Annotated in this window: 14 protein-coding genes; 8 read left to right on the plus strand and 6 right to left on the minus strand. The window is 32.1% G+C overall.

The genetic code is table 11. The features are described 5' to 3' along the window. Positions 1–547: 547 nt before the first annotated feature. The 7 genes from Q0807_RS17760 to Q0807_RS17790 all read left to right on the plus strand — a co-directional run bounded on the left by Q0807_RS17760 (position 548) and on the right by Q0807_RS17790 (position 8,640). Complete coding sequence (locus Q0807_RS17760) at positions 548–1,597, plus strand: ABC-three component system protein (protein ID WP_299112385.1); 1,050 nt, start codon at positions 548–550, stop codon at positions 1,595–1,597. After that, positions 1,597–2,079, plus strand: coding sequence for an ABC-three component system middle component 2 (locus Q0807_RS17765; RefSeq protein WP_299112388.1), 483 nt, complete (start codon positions 1,597–1,599; stop codon positions 2,077–2,079). Before Q0807_RS17760 ends, Q0807_RS17765 begins: the two co-directional genes overlap by 1 nt. Next, positions 2,079–3,890 carry an AAA family ATPase gene (locus Q0807_RS17770; protein ID WP_299112390.1) on the plus strand — a complete coding sequence of 604 codons (1,812 nt, stop codon included), beginning with the start codon at positions 2,079–2,081 and terminating at the stop codon, positions 3,888–3,890. The genes Q0807_RS17765 and Q0807_RS17770 overlap by 1 nt, the downstream gene beginning before the upstream one ends. A gap of 220 nt (positions 3,891–4,110) precedes the next feature. After that, positions 4,111–4,686: a hypothetical protein gene (locus tag Q0807_RS17775; protein WP_299112392.1), complete on the plus strand. Its 576-nt coding sequence runs from the start codon at positions 4,111–4,113 to the stop codon at positions 4,684–4,686. Positions 4,687–4,845: 159 nt separating this feature from the next. After that, entirely contained in the window at positions 4,846–6,015 is a 1,170-nt protein-coding gene (locus tag Q0807_RS17780; RefSeq protein WP_299112394.1) for a hypothetical protein, read from the plus strand. Between the two features lie 180 nt (positions 6,016–6,195). Further along, the gene (locus tag Q0807_RS17785) at positions 6,196–8,004 is read left to right on the plus strand and encodes a DUF885 family protein (protein WP_299112396.1); all 1,809 of its coding nucleotides are present in this window, start codon (positions 6,196–6,198) and stop codon (positions 8,002–8,004) included. 93 nt (positions 8,005–8,097) lie between these two features. Beyond that, the gene (locus Q0807_RS17790; RefSeq protein WP_299112398.1) at positions 8,098–8,640 is read left to right on the plus strand and encodes a hypothetical protein; all 543 of its coding nucleotides are present in this window, start codon (positions 8,098–8,100) and stop codon (positions 8,638–8,640) included. Positions 8,641–8,759: 119 nt separating this feature from the next. Here Q0807_RS17790 and Q0807_RS17795 read toward each other — a convergent pair whose 3' ends face one another. Then, entirely contained in the window at positions 8,760–9,065 is a 306-nt protein-coding gene (locus Q0807_RS17795) for a helix-turn-helix domain-containing protein (protein ID WP_299112400.1), read from the minus strand. 123 nt (positions 9,066–9,188) lie between these two features. Between Q0807_RS17795 and Q0807_RS17800 the strand changes: the two genes are divergently transcribed. Further along, the gene (locus Q0807_RS17800) at positions 9,189–9,701 is read left to right on the plus strand and encodes a VOC family protein (protein ID WP_299112402.1); all 513 of its coding nucleotides are present in this window, start codon (positions 9,189–9,191) and stop codon (positions 9,699–9,701) included. Between the two features lie 317 nt (positions 9,702–10,018). Here Q0807_RS17800 and Q0807_RS17805 read toward each other — a convergent pair whose 3' ends face one another. The 5 genes from Q0807_RS17805 to Q0807_RS17825 form a co-directional block, all read right to left on the minus strand. After that, a complete protein-coding gene (locus Q0807_RS17805; RefSeq protein ID WP_299112404.1) occupies positions 10,019–10,249 on the minus strand; it encodes a DUF3820 family protein in 231 nt (76 codons plus the stop codon). 38 nt (positions 10,250–10,287) lie between these two features. After that, a complete protein-coding gene (locus Q0807_RS17810; protein WP_299112406.1) occupies positions 10,288–10,818 on the minus strand; it encodes a DUF922 domain-containing protein in 531 nt (176 codons plus the stop codon). Between the two features lie 159 nt (positions 10,819–10,977). Beyond that, positions 10,978–12,894: a LysM peptidoglycan-binding domain-containing protein gene (locus Q0807_RS17815; RefSeq protein ID WP_299112408.1), complete on the minus strand. Its 1,917-nt coding sequence runs from the start codon at positions 12,892–12,894 to the stop codon at positions 10,978–10,980. Positions 12,895–12,940: 46 nt separating this feature from the next. Further along, the gene (gene guaA, locus Q0807_RS17820) at positions 12,941–14,476 is read right to left on the minus strand and encodes a glutamine-hydrolyzing GMP synthase (RefSeq protein WP_299112410.1); all 1,536 of its coding nucleotides are present in this window, start codon (positions 14,474–14,476) and stop codon (positions 12,941–12,943) included. A gap of 150 nt (positions 14,477–14,626) precedes the next feature. Continuing rightward, positions 14,627–15,997: an aminotransferase class V-fold PLP-dependent enzyme gene (locus Q0807_RS17825; RefSeq protein ID WP_299112412.1), complete on the minus strand. Its 1,371-nt coding sequence runs from the start codon at positions 15,995–15,997 to the stop codon at positions 14,627–14,629.

The raw sequence follows: 15,997 nt of genomic DNA on the forward strand, positions 1-15,997 counted from the left end.
TGCTCATGCTTCACAAATCACTCGAACTGACGTTGGATGTAAAAATTAAAATAATACACCAAAACTCAAAACAACCACTAACGTCACTTCGAGTGAAATTTCTTTTTCTGAAATTTTGTATCGAGAAGCTCCACTCCTTTTGCCTTATTTCTAAAAAACCTCGGCATAATACACTCATTTACATCAAAATATACGTAGAACTACGTATAGCAATAAGCTTCTATTTTATTTAATTTTGATACCATAAAACAATCGCTTATAAATGGAGTTTTAAAATACGCCATTTCTTAAAATCTACACCCTAACCTTAAATTGAATTAAGTCCTAATGTAATTATTAGGATTTTTTTTTGTTTTACGGAAAACAGTAATAAAACAAATTCTAACTGTCTTATTTTTATTGAAATATACGTAGATCTACGTATAGAAATCTTGTAAAGTTTTTCTTAGTTTTATGGGCTGACTAAAAAAAACTTTAATTTAAACGACATACTATGGATATAGACGATTGTTTATATCCAATTGTTAGCGGTAAGCTGAAAAAAAAAATGAAATTTTACAAAACATCACATCAAGTCAATTACGGAAAGAGAATAATACCTCTTAAGATGATTGAGCATATGTCATTTGATGATTGGGAAGATTTTATTGAAGAGTGGATTGATATAAAAAAGACTGAATATATTGAAGCTGAAAGATTCGGAGGTGCCGGAGATAAAGGAAGAGATGTTGTAGGCTATGTAACTGATAAAAATAAACAAAACTATACTTGGGATTGTTTTCAATGCAAACATTATAAAAGTGCATTAACACCTACTCAAGTATATAAAGAATTTATTAAAATATTATACTATACTTTTAAATTAGAATACCCAATTCCTAGAAAATTTTATTTTATTGCACCAAAAGGCTGTGGAACTTCACTTTCCAAATTACTTCAAAATCCAACCGAACTAAAAAAAGCAATAGTAAATAATTGGGACAAACATTGTGAAATTGACACTACTGTAGGTGGAATAAAATTAGAAGGAGAGTTTTTAAAGTGGGTAAACAATTTTGACTTTTCAATTTTTTCAAAAATTCACACTAAGAATATTTTGAAAGAACATATTTCACATCCAAATCATCTAATAAGGTTTGGTGGTGGATTACCTGAACGTGAAAAATTAGACACCGATTCTATACCAAGTTCAATCCAAAGTTCGGAAACCACATACGTTAATCAACTTTTATCTGCATACGGTTCTGAAAGCAAAGAAGATTACAAAAATGTAATAGATTTAGATTCAAAAGAACTTTATAAAAACCATTTTACAAGAGCTAGAATAAGTTTTCATCACGCAGAACAGTTAAGAAATTTCACTAGAGATAACCTACCTATTGACACCTTTGAAGATTTTCAAAATGAAATATTAGAAGGGATTATTGATATTGTGGAAGAAATCCATTCGAATAATTTTATAAAAGTAAAAGAAGTAGAAAGAGAAGCAGGAAAAGCAATAATATCTTCAAACCCACTAAAGGAGGTTAGTCTTATTTATGATAAAAAAGGAATTTGTCATCAATTGGTTAATGATAATAAAATCAAATGGACATAATGGAAACTAAAAAAAATATAAATCCATTTAATAATAGTGTTGAAGCTGGTCTTCGAATCTTAATTATATTAAATGAAGCATTCCCTAAATCTTTTGATTTACAAAACCTTGTTTATCTAGATTACCTAACTATACATTCAGCAGACATTGACAAAACAACGCAAAGTCTACATCCCGCAGTACCTTATCGATCAGGTGAAATAATGGTTAGAAGTTCTATCATTGATAAAGGATTAAATCTTTTTATCACAAAGAATTTAATAGAAAAGCAATATAATTTTAATGGTATAGAATATAAAGCAACTGAAAACGCAATGCCATTTCTTGAATCACTTGAAGAACTATACTCAATCAAACTTCAAGAAAAAGCAAATTGGGCTATTAATAAATACTCAAAACACACCAAACAAGAATTAAAAAACATTATGACTCCAAAATTATCAGAGATAGACAACGAGTTTAATATTGAAATTTTACAATAATGAAAACGGGATTCATAATAAAAGAATTAAGACTGATTGGTAAATCAGTTGAAAATGCAAGTGTCGTTTTTAACAAAGGCGTTAATATCATTACGGGACCTTCAAACGTAGGTAAATCATATATTTTCCAATGTTTCAATTATATGTTTGGTGGTTCAAAACCGCCAAAACCTATTAAAGAATCAAGAAATTACGATTTTATCTATTTAGAATTAATTGATTCAACAAACACCACATATACTTTATTAAGCGATTTAAAAGGTGGCAATTTTAAACTTTATAATTTATCTATAGATAAAATTAAAGAAACTGATGAATTCGAAATCCTTGACAGAAAACATAGTCCCTATAATGAACAAACTGTTTCCGCTTTTTTACTTAAACTAAATAATCTTACAGGCAAAAAAATTAGAACAAACCAAAAGGGAAAAACTAGACCAATTTCATATCGTGATATTGTAAAATTCTCAATGGTTAATGAATCTAAAATCACTACTGAGGAATCATTAATAGTTAGTCATTATACAAAAGCTACCGAAGAATCAAATGTTTTAAAATTAATTGTTACAGGAAATGATGATAGTAATATAATTGAATCCCTTTCTCAAAACCAAATAGCAAATAGGAAAGGAAAATTAGAAATATTAAAAGAGTTTATAGATGACAACACTAAGGATTTAAAGACTTTTAAAGTTGAACCATCATTGATGCTGAATGAAACTAATTCTTTAATTGAAAAATTAACAGAAAACCATTCTAATCTTCAGAATAAATTCAATGAAATAGAAAGTGAAAGAGTAAAAACTTTAGACATTCTTCATAAAAGACAATCACGTAAAAGAGTAATCGAAGAATTATATAAAAGAACAGACTTATTAAAATCTCATTACTATTCAGATGTATCACGCTTAAAATCGACTATTGAAACAAGCATTTTATTAAATGAAGAAAATCATTCTGAAAATGGTAATTGCCCACTTTGTAATGGCGAAATAGAAGGAAAATGTTCAATAGAAGACATTAATAAAATAATAGATTCTTGCAGTAAAGAAATACAAAAAATAGAATCATTGATTCAAGAATTACTTGAATCAGAAAAAATGTTAAAAGAAGAATTTAAGGATATCTCTATAGAAGTTTCAGATTTAGAGAAAAATATAAATAAATACACTCTAGAAATTGATAAAGGAGTTGGCTTGGAAATGAGTTTGATAATTGAACAAATCAACCAACAAAATGAAAAGAAAAGTATAGCTCTTGGAGCTTTATATAAATTTGAGCAACTTGAAAAATTTAAAGCTGAAAAAGAAAAACTAGAAAGCTCTATACCCAAATCTAGTTCTAAAGAAACATTTGAGCATATATCAACTGCATCATTAACACCACTTTCAAAAGCGATAAAATCTGTTCTTAAAGGTTATAATTACCCAAATCTAACTGGTGTCAGTTATAGTGAAGAGCAAAATGATTTTGTAATTTCAGGTGAAGACAGAAATCTATCTGGGAAAGGAGTTAGAGCAATTATTTATTCCGCTTTCATTGTAGCATTACAAGAACTAATATTAAAAAAAGAATATTCAATAGGTGTACCAATAATAGATTCTCCATTAGTCTCTTATAAGAAGCCAGAAAATATTGGAGCAGAAAGGATTAGTGATGATTTAGCAATGGATTTCTATAGATACATCTGTAATCAAAGTGAGTTAGAACAAATAATTGTAATTGAAAATGAAGTACCACCAACAGACATAAAAGAAAACATAAATCATATAAAATACACAAGAGAAAAGGGCTTTATACCAACAAAATAAAACCTACCGCCAACAATGTATAAAAACATAGGGCGTTTCTGCTTAACCGAAAGGTCTGTGATTATTAACAAAGTCCGCTGAATATAAAATTTGAAGTTTAGAACAGAAAAGATAAAAGCAAAATATTTATATTGAGCTAAGTAATAAACTGAAACGATAGTACTTATTACCTGTCCTACGTTCCTTATGCTTAATGCTGTCAACAATACAACCCAAATCAATGGAAGTACTTTTTCACTTCATATTTCAGTTAATTAAAATAGGAATTCTTGCCTCGATTTATTCTTCAATTTTAATCGGAATTTTATTAATTATTGGAAAATTTAAGTCAAATACATTTCTAAAAAGAGTAAAGACCAAGAAGAGAAAGTATTGGTTCTTATTTGGGTTTTTAATTTCAATTGGACTGTTCATTTTCTCTTTTACGTATTGGGGAAATCACGGACTTGGAGATAGCGCAAGAATACCAATTGGGAATTTTAAAGAGGTTGGAGAAACTAATGGAATTAATGCTTATATAGAACCTGATAATTACCGATATGGCGCAATGAATGTGCATAGTTTTATTAAATCTAACAATTATCTTGTCGGAAAAACAGAAGTGAGTCCTGTTGAAAGACCTAAACCCTTCTTTAGTTGGGATTTATCTAAAGACCAAATCACATTTTATGATTCTGAAAAAGAATACAATGCATTTGCTGATAAAAATCGATTACCAAAAAAATCAGAATTTAAAACGTTTCGTGAAAGTTATAGAGAATATTGGAGCGGAATTAGATTTATGCTATTACCATAAAAATACTATTGCCAAAACCATGTATAATTAATTGCTCGGTTACTGACGACTTACGAACATTCCTTGCGGATTTTCTATTCAGTTTTTATTTATTAAATTAGGTGCTTAAACATAGCACAAATTACAAAAAAACACTTGTGGCTTCAGTAAAAAATAACAATGAAAGAATATAAAATAGGGAAAGGTTGGGCGATTTTCATTTACATTTTTGCTCCATTACTGATTGCTCTATTCGTTTGGTTATTAATAATGCCATTTGTATTGGAAGATACACCTATTGAACTGTTCTATGTTTTCGGTCCTATCTCATTAGGAATGATTGTTCTGATGGTTGTTGGACTATTAGACACCATTAACGGTAAGGTGATAATCTCATCTGACACATTAAGTCTAAGAAGTACTTTTATAAATCGGGATTTAAAATTTAAAGAAATCAAAGGCTTTGAAGTGGAACAAAATCACATTTTTGTACTCCCAAATACAGAGAGAAAAAAGAGAATAAAAATAAGTAAATATATTAGTAACTCTAATGAATTAATAACGTGGCTTGGCTCTAAATTTCCCGATTTACATCAAGCAAATGAAGCCGAAGAAAAAACTGAAATTTTAGGTAATCTAGACTATGGGAGAAATACTGAAGAAAGGTCTTCGCAACTTAAACAAGCAAAAATAGTTGCTAAAGTTTTAAATGGACTTGGTGGTTTAATTCTTGTTTGGACAATATTTAGACCAGAACCTTATGAGTATGCAATTTGGGCTTCAATTTCACTGCCAATAATTGCAATATTAGTAGTTGTCTACTACAAAGGTCTTATAAGAATTGACGAAAAAAAAGGAAGTGCATACCCAACAGTATTTTTTGCGATATTAATGTCTTGTTGCGGATTGTTTTTAAGAGCTCTAATTGATAATAATATTTTTAATTACACCAACATTTGGATGCCTTCAATAATGATTATGATAGCTTTGATAGCCTTGGTTGTTTTTGGGACAAAAGCATTCAAGTTTAAGAAAGCAAAAGATTATTTTTCATTACTTTCCCTTTCTCTTTTCTTTTTTGGATTTGGCTACGGCTCTATCGTGATTTTAAACTGCACGTACGACGACAGTGTACCAAAATCTTACACTTCAAAAATAATAGATAAACGAATTAGCACAGGAAAAATGACAACCTATTATTTAGAATTAAAAGCTTGGGGTCCTCAAACCAAAGATGATGATGTGTCGGTATCTAAAGAACTTTATGAAAATTTAGAGATTAATAATAATGTAAATATCTATCTCAAAAAAGGAAGATTTAATATCCCTTGGTTTATTGTAACGGAATAGAGCAATGGTAAGTATTATATAATTAATTGCTAATATTTGCCTACCTACCAAATCCACACTGCTATTTCATTCAACTTTGATGTGTTAAACTGACGACCTAAAAGAGGGCTTCACAACTTAAAACACTATCTTTAAACCACATAGACAATCCATTTTAATATTCAACTAAAACCATCCAAAATGAAAAAGCTACTCATTGCCTGTTTAACCATCAGCTTAGTCTTAGTCTCGTGTAAAGAAGACGTAAAAGAAGAAATTATAGCTACTGAAAATTCAGAGTTCACAGCCATGTTAGAAAGTTATGGCGAAGGTAAATTAAAATTGAATCCTATTGAGGCTACATTTATTGGTGATTCGCGTTTTGATGCTGCATTTCCAAACTTTTTATCAGATGCATACCAAGAAGATTATAATACCTTTTACACCTCTTACACTTCACAATTAAAAGCATTTAACGATGCTGACCTTACAGAAAGTGAACAGATGAGTAAAGCAATAATGGTTTGGGATTGCGAGATGGCATTGGCACAAGCTAGCTTTAAAAACGACGTATATATGCCAATTAACCAAATGTGGTCCGTTAATTTAACGATGACACAATGGGCTTCTGGTACTAGTGCACAACCTTTTAAAACCGTTAAAAATTACGAGGATTGGTTACAACGATTAGAACAGTATAACGTTTGGTTGCAAACCGCAGAAGAACGCATGAAACAAGGTAGCGCAGAAGGTTACGTATTGCCAAAATCCTTGATTACTAAAGTGATTCCGCAGTTTGATGCGCTTACTAAAGTTAACACCTCTGCAGAAGGTATTACAGACCTTTCTGACCATTTATTCTTTGCGCCAATAATTGCTATGCCAGATAGCTTTTCTGAAGAAGATAAAGAACGATTAAATGAAGTGTATTCTAAATTATTAACGGATAAGCTTTTACCATCTTTTAAATCTTTGGCATTCTACTTAAAGTCTAATTATTTAAATGCAGGAAGAATGAGTAGTGGAATATCTGACGTTCCAAATGGAAAAGCCTATTATGACTATGCGATTAAGTTTTATACCACAACAAACATGACGGCTGATGAGATACACAACTTAGGTTTAAAAGAAGTCTCAAGAATTTTAGCCGAAATGGAAAAAGTGAAAGAACAAGTTGGTTTTGAAGGCGACCTTAAAAGCTTTTTTAATGATGTTAGAACCAATAAAGCATTGATGCCTTTTAAGACACCAGAAGAAGTGATTGCAAATTTTAATGCGATACACAACACCATGAAACCAAAATTAAATGAACTTTTTGCGAATAAGCCAAAAGCAGCATTTATAGTAAAACAAACCGAAAAATTTAGAGAAGCTTCTGCTAGTGCAGAGTATAATCCTGGCGCTTCAGATGGTTCTAGACCTGGTGTTTTTTATGTGCCAATTATTGATGCTGCAACTTACAATACATTTTCTGACGAAGCATTATTTTTACATGAAGCCATACCAGGACACCATTATCAGATTTCTTTAACTCAAGAAAACGAGGATTTACCAGAATTTAGAAAGTCGTTATGGTATAGTGCATACGGTGAAGGTTGGGCACTTTATACAGAAAGCTTAGGAAAAGAATTAGGCTTATATACAGATCCTTATCAATATTTTGGAATGTTAGGTATGGAAATGCACAGAGCAATTAGATTAGTTGTAGATACAGGTATCCATGCTAAAGGCTGGTCTAGAGAAAAAGCGATTCAGTATTCGTTAGATAATGAAGCCGAATCTGAAGCTAGTATTACATCTGAAATTGAACGTTATATGGCAATGCCAGGACAAGCCTTGTCTTATAAAATAGGGCAACTAAAAATAAGAGAATTGAGAGCTAAAGCAGAACAACAAATGGGTGATGCTTTTGATATTAAAGCGTTTCATGCGCAAGTGCTAGAAACTGGCTGTATTCCGCTTGCACTTCTTGAAAAGAAAATTGATGCTTGGATTGCTAAAACTAAATAGACTTTTAGACAAGTTAGCAATTGTTGCTTACTATATGTTTAATTCGCTATAAAGCTATGAAACCTTTAATATGTACTTTGTAAAACATCAGTCATGAAACATTTAATGCCTTTAATTCTATTCGTTTTTTGTTTCATTAACTGCAACCAAGTAAAAAAGGAAGAAATAACCCAAACATCTCTAGAAAACAAAATCACTTGTACTAAAACCGAATGCCAAGGCACTTATGTAGGTAAAGAATTTATAAATGGTGATGACATTGCGCACCAATTTTCTAACCAAATGTCTGAAGCAGTTGGCGACCAACTAAAAACACTTTTTAAATCTAGCGACTACAGTAAAGTCAATTTTAAAAACATTATAATGACTACAGTAGGGATGGGTTCTGGTGAAGTGACTTATCATTTATCTATTCCATTTATGACTGTTAGAACAGAATGTGAGGCATACACGTCTTTTGATCATGTTGGCGGTTGGAATCATGCTCCTGCCCTTTCGCAACGTAAAGTGCAATTGCAAGACGTTTTGTTGCCTGGAGAGCACTTAGATATTAGTAATCTAAAAGTTACAGCAGAAGGCTTACAAGAGTATTGGATTCAGTGGAAGCATAAAGTTGTTCAGGCTGAGTGTGAGTGATTATCGTTTTAATTGAAGATTTAGAATAAGAGGTTCTCCATACAATTTGCTCATACTTCACAAATCACTCAAACAGACATTGGATGGAATAAATAAACAACTATCTAACTAAAAATCAATCAGCGCTTACAATCTTCTAAACCCCATTTATCAAGGCTTCTCAAAATACCTTCTAACGACTTACCTCGGGTTATAAGGTTATATTCAACTTTTGGTGGCACCACAGCAAACACTTTTCTAGAAATGAGTCCATCTTTTTCTAATTCTCTAACGGTTTGTGTAAACATCTTATTAGAAATTTCTGGTACTTTTTTTTGTAAAACACCAGATCGTAATGCGCCTTCTAATAAATGAAACAATACCAATGGCTTCCATTTTGTACCAATTAAGCTCATTGTATAATTAAGCGGACAATTATTTTTCATTATTAATCATATTTAAACTACTTATAATCAACAATTAACTCTTTTAGTGTACTATAGCACTTTTCAGTAAGTTATTGCCTAATAAGCAAATATAAATTAATTTTGAATTCTAAAACAAAACTTATGGAAACTAATAAAAATTACCCTAAATCATTTTCCCATATTGGTATCACTGTACCGGACATTAAAGCAGCTGTAAAATTTTATTCGGATGTTATGGGTTGGTATATTATTATGGAACCTTCTACAGTAAAAAAGGAAGCAGATACTGCTATTGGTATAATGTGTATTGACGTTTTTGGTGACGAATGGGAAAGTTTTGAAATTGCACATATGTCTACTTCAGATGGAATTGGCATAGAACTATTCTCTTTTCCGCATGGTGTAAAAGAAGCTCCAGAATTTAATCCATTTAATACAGGTTTATTTCATTTCTGCATTCAAGATCCAGAAATTGAAACGCTAGTTAATAAAATTGTGGCTGCAGGTGGAAAACAACGTATGCCTATTAGAGCGTATTACCCAAATGATAAACCTTATAAAATGTGTTACGTTGAAGATCCTTTTGGGATTGTTTTTGAGGTTTACACGCATAGCTACGAATTAACGTATTCCTCTGGTGCTTACGCTAAATAAAACTTAAAATCCTGACACATTACGTATCAGGATTTTTTTTTGAAATTAATTTGGGGCTAATTTCATGTTGTATGTTATGCTGATTAATGTTTCTTTTTAGAGATCCACAATGGGTTTACTTTATGTTTCATTAATCTAAGAAAGGCTATAACTTCCTTTACTATAAGACACCATTGTTTTTAAAAAGTCACATTAGCGAGTTTGATAATAGAGTTATATAAGGTTGATATGGTCTTATGGTTCTCGATACATTCCAACTGAAAAAGTCGAAATACTCGAACTGACGTTGGTAGTAAGGAAATAGAGAAAGAAGAAAACTACTGTTTGGTAAAATCGCGACGAATAGTCCTAATCATATCTTCTAGCCCATTAACTTTAATTTCAAACATCTGTTTCATCATACTTCCAAGTTTACCTGGTGGAAATCCTTTTTGCTGAAACCAAACGTAATATGCTTCAGGAATATCAACTAAGTATTGATCTTTGTGCTTGCCGAATGGCATTTTGTAGTGTGCTAATTCAATAAGAAGCTGTCCGTCTAATTCCATTTAAAAGTTATGATTGAAATATCTTATTGAAAGATAATTTAAAGTGACTTAAATTCCTCTAGGCTATTGAGTTCTTTTTCAACATAATTAAACCACTCTCTTTGCTTTACAGCATCCATTGAATGTTGTGTTTCTAAGTCGTATTTTTTTTGAGCATCCCTTAGCTCCACATTAATATCCTCATGTAACTTATTTAATTGCTTTTTGACATTCTGATTCACTTGAAGTTCTGAAATCTGCTGTCTAAACTTACGAGCGTAAAGTTCTGTAATATCAAAATGCAACTGCTCATGTCCTAAAATATGAACATCGCTTTTCGCTTTTATATACCAAGATTTATTAGGGTAAAAATGAGATTCTACAATGGTAGAGAATTCTACAATACGTTTTCCGGTAGTTTGAACAGAATAGCCAAAAGTAATACCAGAAGCGGTTAACGCAACAGCATCAGACTCTTTATCTGGACTCGCTTTAAAATCTGCCCAAGTAAGTTTGTTATTAGCATCCCAAGTTAGAGTTTCCTCATTAGATGATTCACTAATAATAAATAAGACGAATAAACATATCAATATATTTTTCAAGGGATAAAAAATGGATTAATGTGGTTGGCTTGCTACATTAGGATAGCATGCCTTTCAAAAATAACGTCTAATAAACAAAAGCCTTCTTATTTTCGTTAAAGCACAGAAAATCAAGGCAAGTTAAGTTCCTGATTAACTAATTTTAGATTAATTAGCCTTTACAACTCTTAAATCATCGTATTTTACAACATAAACAGCCTGATTTACGTAACCTCCAAAGAAATCAGACGTATATCTAAACTTGTTTTCTACATATTCTGTCTCTACTGTATCTGAAGATGCTTCGTATAAATTCTCAGCAGAAGCCAAGCGCATTAATATATCTAAAGTAATATCAAAACCACGTGCAGCATATTTACTAGGTGTTACACCATATTCTTTTCTATACGCCTTTACAAATCCGTTATTCTTAGATTCATCAAAATCCTTATATACAGAAGCATAATGAAATTTAAGGTTAGACAAATTATAGTTATCTATATTTTTACCTTCAAAAGCTTTACCCTTATCTAATGTTGCTAATACTATTTCTGTTTTATTCACATTAAAACCATTTAGCATACTAATAACACTAGATGCAAAAGAATCATTATCTGTTTCTAAAAACACAATTGTTTTGCCTGCTGTGAAGACATTCTGTAATTCTGTATGATAAAGAAAGAATGCATCTTTAGTTTTGTTTTTCTTATCTAATCTTGAAAGAATTAATTTTGAACCAGGGAATTCTTTCTGTAAAGCTTCACTCTCTGCTTTATTAGCACGATCAGAAATAATAACCACCTTAGTCTTTAAGCTATCTGCTTTTACAAAGTCTATCATTGTTTTACGCAGTAATTTATCTTCTGGTAACGTTTGAAACACATTACTATAAACCTGCTTAGGCTTATTCATTGCTGCAATAACAGGTATACGATCAGATTTTAAAGCTGATGCTACACGATCAAAACTTTCTTCTTCCATTGGTCCTATAACTGCATCGTAATCTGAAAAGTCATTTTCGGCTAATATTTTTGAAGTAATAGCTGCATGGTAACGTGTATCAAAAACTTTTAAATCAGTAGATATACCTAATTGCTTTGCAGAGTCTAAGGCCATTAAAACACCAACATGAAAATCTAAAACAATAGATAATAACTTGTTGTTTTTAATTCTGTCCTTTGCTTCTTCTACAGAATCCACATCAATTTTATGCAATTGATAAGGCATCATTAATGCAATTTTCTTTGTCTTAAAATTAGTAAGGTTACGTCTTAAGTTTGTAGTTTCAACATCTACAATACCAGTTGAAGCTATTGTTGTAGCCGAACTTTCTGGTACTTTTAAAACCATACCTGCTTTTAAACCTGTAGTTTTTAATTCCGGATTTAACTGCTCTAACTGTTCTTGTGTTAAATTTAATTTCCCTTTTAAACCGTAAAAAGTTTCTTTAGGTAATACTTCGTAATAACCAAATGAAGTCTCAATAGTTTTTTCTTCTTGGTCCTTAATATTTGGAACATTAAGAACATCGCCTGGCTGAATGGTTTCATTCATATTAGGGTTTAAAGCCTCTAATTCTGCAACTGAAATACCAAATTTATAAGCAATTCTCCATTTGCCTTCTTTTGGTGCAACCGTATACTTTTTTACGGTATTATTTAAAGTACGCTTTGAAGTTACTGTTCTAAATTGTGGAATTTTAATCTTATCACCTTTTATAAGGTTCTCAGAATACAAACGACGATTCGCTTTTTTAAGCTCTTCTTCAGATATACCATACTTTTTAGTTAAACTATAAAGTGTTTCTTTTCGTTTTACTTTATGCGTTTTATAACCCGTAAGTTCACGACTGTTTTTTACAATAGGTTCATTCTTAATTTTAGAATTAGGAATTATTAATACTGTATTAGGCTGAAATTTTTTCTTAGCATCAGGATTTAAAGCATAAATATCAAAAGGCGTGACCAAATATTTTTTTGCAATAGTTTCAATAGTTTCACCAGGTTGTACTTTATGTTCAACATAATTTTGAGCACTTAAACCAATGGTAAAAGCAATTAATAAGATGGTTAAAATATTTTTCATGTATTCTCTTTTACTTTTTATTCTGAAAACTGAGATGTAAATTTTATTATTCCCACTCAATCGTAGCTGGTGGTTTTGAGCTGATATCGTAAACAACTCTATTCACACCTTTTACTTTATTTATAATTTCGTTTGAGGTTTTTTGCAAAAACTCATATGGTAAATTAACCCAATCTGCCGTCATTCCGTCTGTACTCTCCACAGCTCTCAAAGCTACACATTTTTCGTAAGTACGTTCGTCTCCCATTACACCTACACTATTCACAGGTAACAACATAGCACCTGCTTGCCAAACTTTATCGTATAAATTCCAAGAACGAAGGTTATTTATAAAAATAGCATCTACCTCTTGTAATATACGTACTTTCTCCTCAGTTAGATCTCCAAGAATCCTAATTGCTAGTCCTGGACCAGGAAATGGATGACGACCTAACAGCTGACTGTCCATATTCATTGATGCTCCAACACGTCTTACTTCATCTTTAAATAAAGCTCTTAAGGGTTCTACCACACTAAGCTTCATATAATCTGGCAATCCACCAACATTATGATGACTCTTTATCGTTGCACTTGGTCCTCCTGTTGCAGAAACACTTTCTATAACATCAGGATAGATTGTACCTTGTGCTAACCATTTTACATCTTTTATTAAATGGGCTTCATCATCAAAAACATCAATAAATGCTGACCCAATAGCTTTTCTTTTCTTCTCTGGATCACTCAATCCTTTTAACGCATCCAAAAAGCGTGCCGAAGCATCTACTCCTTTAACGTTTAATCCCATGCCTTCGTATTGATGTAATACATCTTCGAATTCATTTTTACGTAACAATCCATTGTTTACAAAGATGCAATACAAATTTTTTCCAATAGCTTTATGCAATAACATGGCTGCAACTGAAGAATCTACACCACCTGATAAACCTAGAACCACTTTATCGTTGCCTAGTTTTTCTTTTAAATCTTGAACCGTTTCTTCAACAAATGCATTGGGTGTCCAATCTTGTTCAACCTCAGCTATTTTAACTAAAAAGTTTTGTAGCAATTGATGTCCATCTGTAGTATGGTACACTTCAGGATGAAACTGAATAGCGTACGTTTGCTCACCGTCAATTCTATAAGCGGCATTTTTAACATCACTCGTACTCGCTAAAAGCACACCATTGGTTGGTAATTGCTTAATGGTATCACTATGGCTCATCCAAACCTGGCTGCCTTCGTGTATATTTTCAAAGAAATCTTCGTCAGATTTTATAAAAGCTAAATTTGCTCTACCATACTCTCTAGTATTAGATTCTGCTACTTCGCCTCCCGAAAAATGGGCCAAATATTGCGCACCATAACAAACGGCTAGCATTGGTTTTTTTCCTCTGATACCTTCTAAATCAGGATGAAGAACATCTTCACCTCTAACCGAGTTTGGGCTACCAGATAAAACAACAGCCTTAAAACTGTCTGAATCTGAAGGAATTTTATTGAATGGGTGAATTTCGCAGTAGATGTTTAATTCTCTAACGCGACGCGCAATAAGTTGTGTGTATTGCGATCCGAAATCTAAAATTAGGACTTTGTTGTGTTGCATGCGCAAAAATAAGAATTGATTTGCGAACTACGATTTACGATTTGCAATTTTTTAGATTAAGTTTTTAACATAAAATCAGTATTTCTGTTATTAAGTTAATACCAAAATGTTGCTTCTTAATTCATCTATTTAACACATTTTAGTTTTCAACTAAACCATACTTTCTAAAATCATAGCAATATCCTTTTCTGTTGTATCAGGATTTATAAAGCAAAAACGAGAACATGTCTCATAAGTTTCACCTTTTTTCCATTTGGTAGGTGTGACTAACGCAAATCCTTTTTCGTGGTTTTCGTACGTCCAATGTGTGTAATCTTCCGGCTCCCAACCTATTCGTCTATATAATACACAAGATAAACTTGGTTCTCTTACTAATTCCAAATCTGGATGCGCTTCTATTAATCGTCCTGCTATTTGTGCTAATTCTAATCCACGTTCCACAGCTTCTTTATAACGGTCTGTACCATGAGTTGCCAAAGAGAACCATAAAGGTAAACCTCTAACACGACGTGTCAATTGAATTTGATAATCGGTAGGATTAAATCCATGAGCGCCTTCATCCTTAAATATTTCGAGATAAGAGCCTTGTTGCGAATGGGCATTTTTCGCCAATTCCATATTCTTATAAATAACAGCTCCACAATCGTATGGTGAAAACATCCATTTATGTGGATCAATTGTTATACTATCTGCTTTATCAATACCATTAAATAAATGACGTACAGAATCTGCTACCAAAGCGCCTCCTCCATAAGCAGCATCTACGTGAAACCATAATTTCTCTTCTTCGCAAACTTTGGCTATACTATCTAAATCATCAATAATTCCTGCATTAGTAGTTCCACCAGTTGCCACTACAGCAAATAAACATTTACGTTGGTGTTCGGTCAGCGTTGCAATAGTTTCTCTAAGCGCTTCGCCTGTTAAATACTCTTCAGAATCTACAAAAAGCATGTCTACATCAGCTACTTTAGCCATAGATTTTATGGACGAATGTGCTCCTAAAGACGTAATTATTAAACCTTTTTTTCTCTTAAAATCAGGGTTTTCTCGCCAATGTTCTCTCGCTGTAACAATAGCAGATAAGTTGGCTGCTGTGCCTCCACTTGTAAAAACACCAAAAGCACCTTCTGGTAAACCTGTTAAAGACACAATCCATTTCATGGCTTCGTTTTCACAAAAAATACCTCCTGCACCTTCCATCCAATAGGCGCCATGTATACTTGATGCCGATGTAATTAAATCGAACATAACTGCCGCCTTCGTTGGTGAAGCTGGCACAAAAGCTAAGTTTCTTGGGTGATCCACAGGTACATTAGCTTTCGCCAAATGCTCTTTCCATAGGTTAAAAGCGTACTCACCTCCTACACCTTTTGGTGTTACGGTTTCTCCAACTAATGCTTTTAATTCTTCGGCTTTTTTAGGTTTTCCTATTTGATGTTCGGTTGCAGAAACGCGTCCGATAACATATTTCATGACATCTAATGTCATTTCTATTAATTCAATATCAATATGATGCAT

It is taken from the genome of uncultured Winogradskyella sp. (assembly GCF_947495255.1).
GTDB lineage: Bacteria > Bacteroidota > Bacteroidia > Flavobacteriales > Flavobacteriaceae > Winogradskyella.

What these genes read in the sequence shown, in the direction of transcription:
- Q0807_RS17765 (WP_299112388.1), top strand. Translation starts at nt 1,597, where the DNA reads ATGGAAACTAAAAAAAATATAAATCCATTTAATAATAGTGTTGAAGCT.
- Q0807_RS17815 (WP_299112408.1), bottom strand. Translation starts at nt 12,894, where the DNA reads ATGAAAAATATTTTAACCATCTTATTAATTGCTTTTACCATTGGTTTA.
- Q0807_RS17805 (WP_299112404.1), bottom strand. Translation starts at nt 10,249, where the DNA reads ATGGAATTAGACGGACAGCTTCTTATTGAATTAGCACACTACAAAATG.
- Q0807_RS17795 (WP_299112400.1), bottom strand. Translation starts at nt 9,065, where the DNA reads ATGAAAAATAATTGTCCGCTTAATTATACAATGAGCTTAATTGGTACA.
- Q0807_RS17800 (WP_299112402.1), top strand. Translation starts at nt 9,189, where the DNA reads ATGGAAACTAATAAAAATTACCCTAAATCATTTTCCCATATTGGTATC.
- guaA (WP_299112410.1), bottom strand. Translation starts at nt 14,476, where the DNA reads ATGCAACACAACAAAGTCCTAATTTTAGATTTCGGATCGCAATACACA.
- Q0807_RS17770 (WP_299112390.1), top strand. Translation starts at nt 2,079, where the DNA reads ATGAAAACGGGATTCATAATAAAAGAATTAAGACTGATTGGTAAATCA.
- Q0807_RS17780 (WP_299112394.1), top strand. Translation starts at nt 4,846, where the DNA reads ATGAAAGAATATAAAATAGGGAAAGGTTGGGCGATTTTCATTTACATT.
- Q0807_RS17775 (WP_299112392.1), top strand. Translation starts at nt 4,111, where the DNA reads ATGGAAGTACTTTTTCACTTCATATTTCAGTTAATTAAAATAGGAATT.
- Q0807_RS17760 (WP_299112385.1), top strand. Translation starts at nt 548, where the DNA reads ATGAAATTTTACAAAACATCACATCAAGTCAATTACGGAAAGAGAATA.
- Q0807_RS17825 (WP_299112412.1), bottom strand. Translation starts at nt 15,997, where the DNA reads ATGCATCATATTGATATTGAATTAATAGAAATGACATTAGATGTCATG.
- Q0807_RS17790 (WP_299112398.1), top strand. Translation starts at nt 8,098, where the DNA reads ATGAAACATTTAATGCCTTTAATTCTATTCGTTTTTTGTTTCATTAAC.
- Q0807_RS17785 (WP_299112396.1), top strand. Translation starts at nt 6,196, where the DNA reads ATGAAAAAGCTACTCATTGCCTGTTTAACCATCAGCTTAGTCTTAGTC.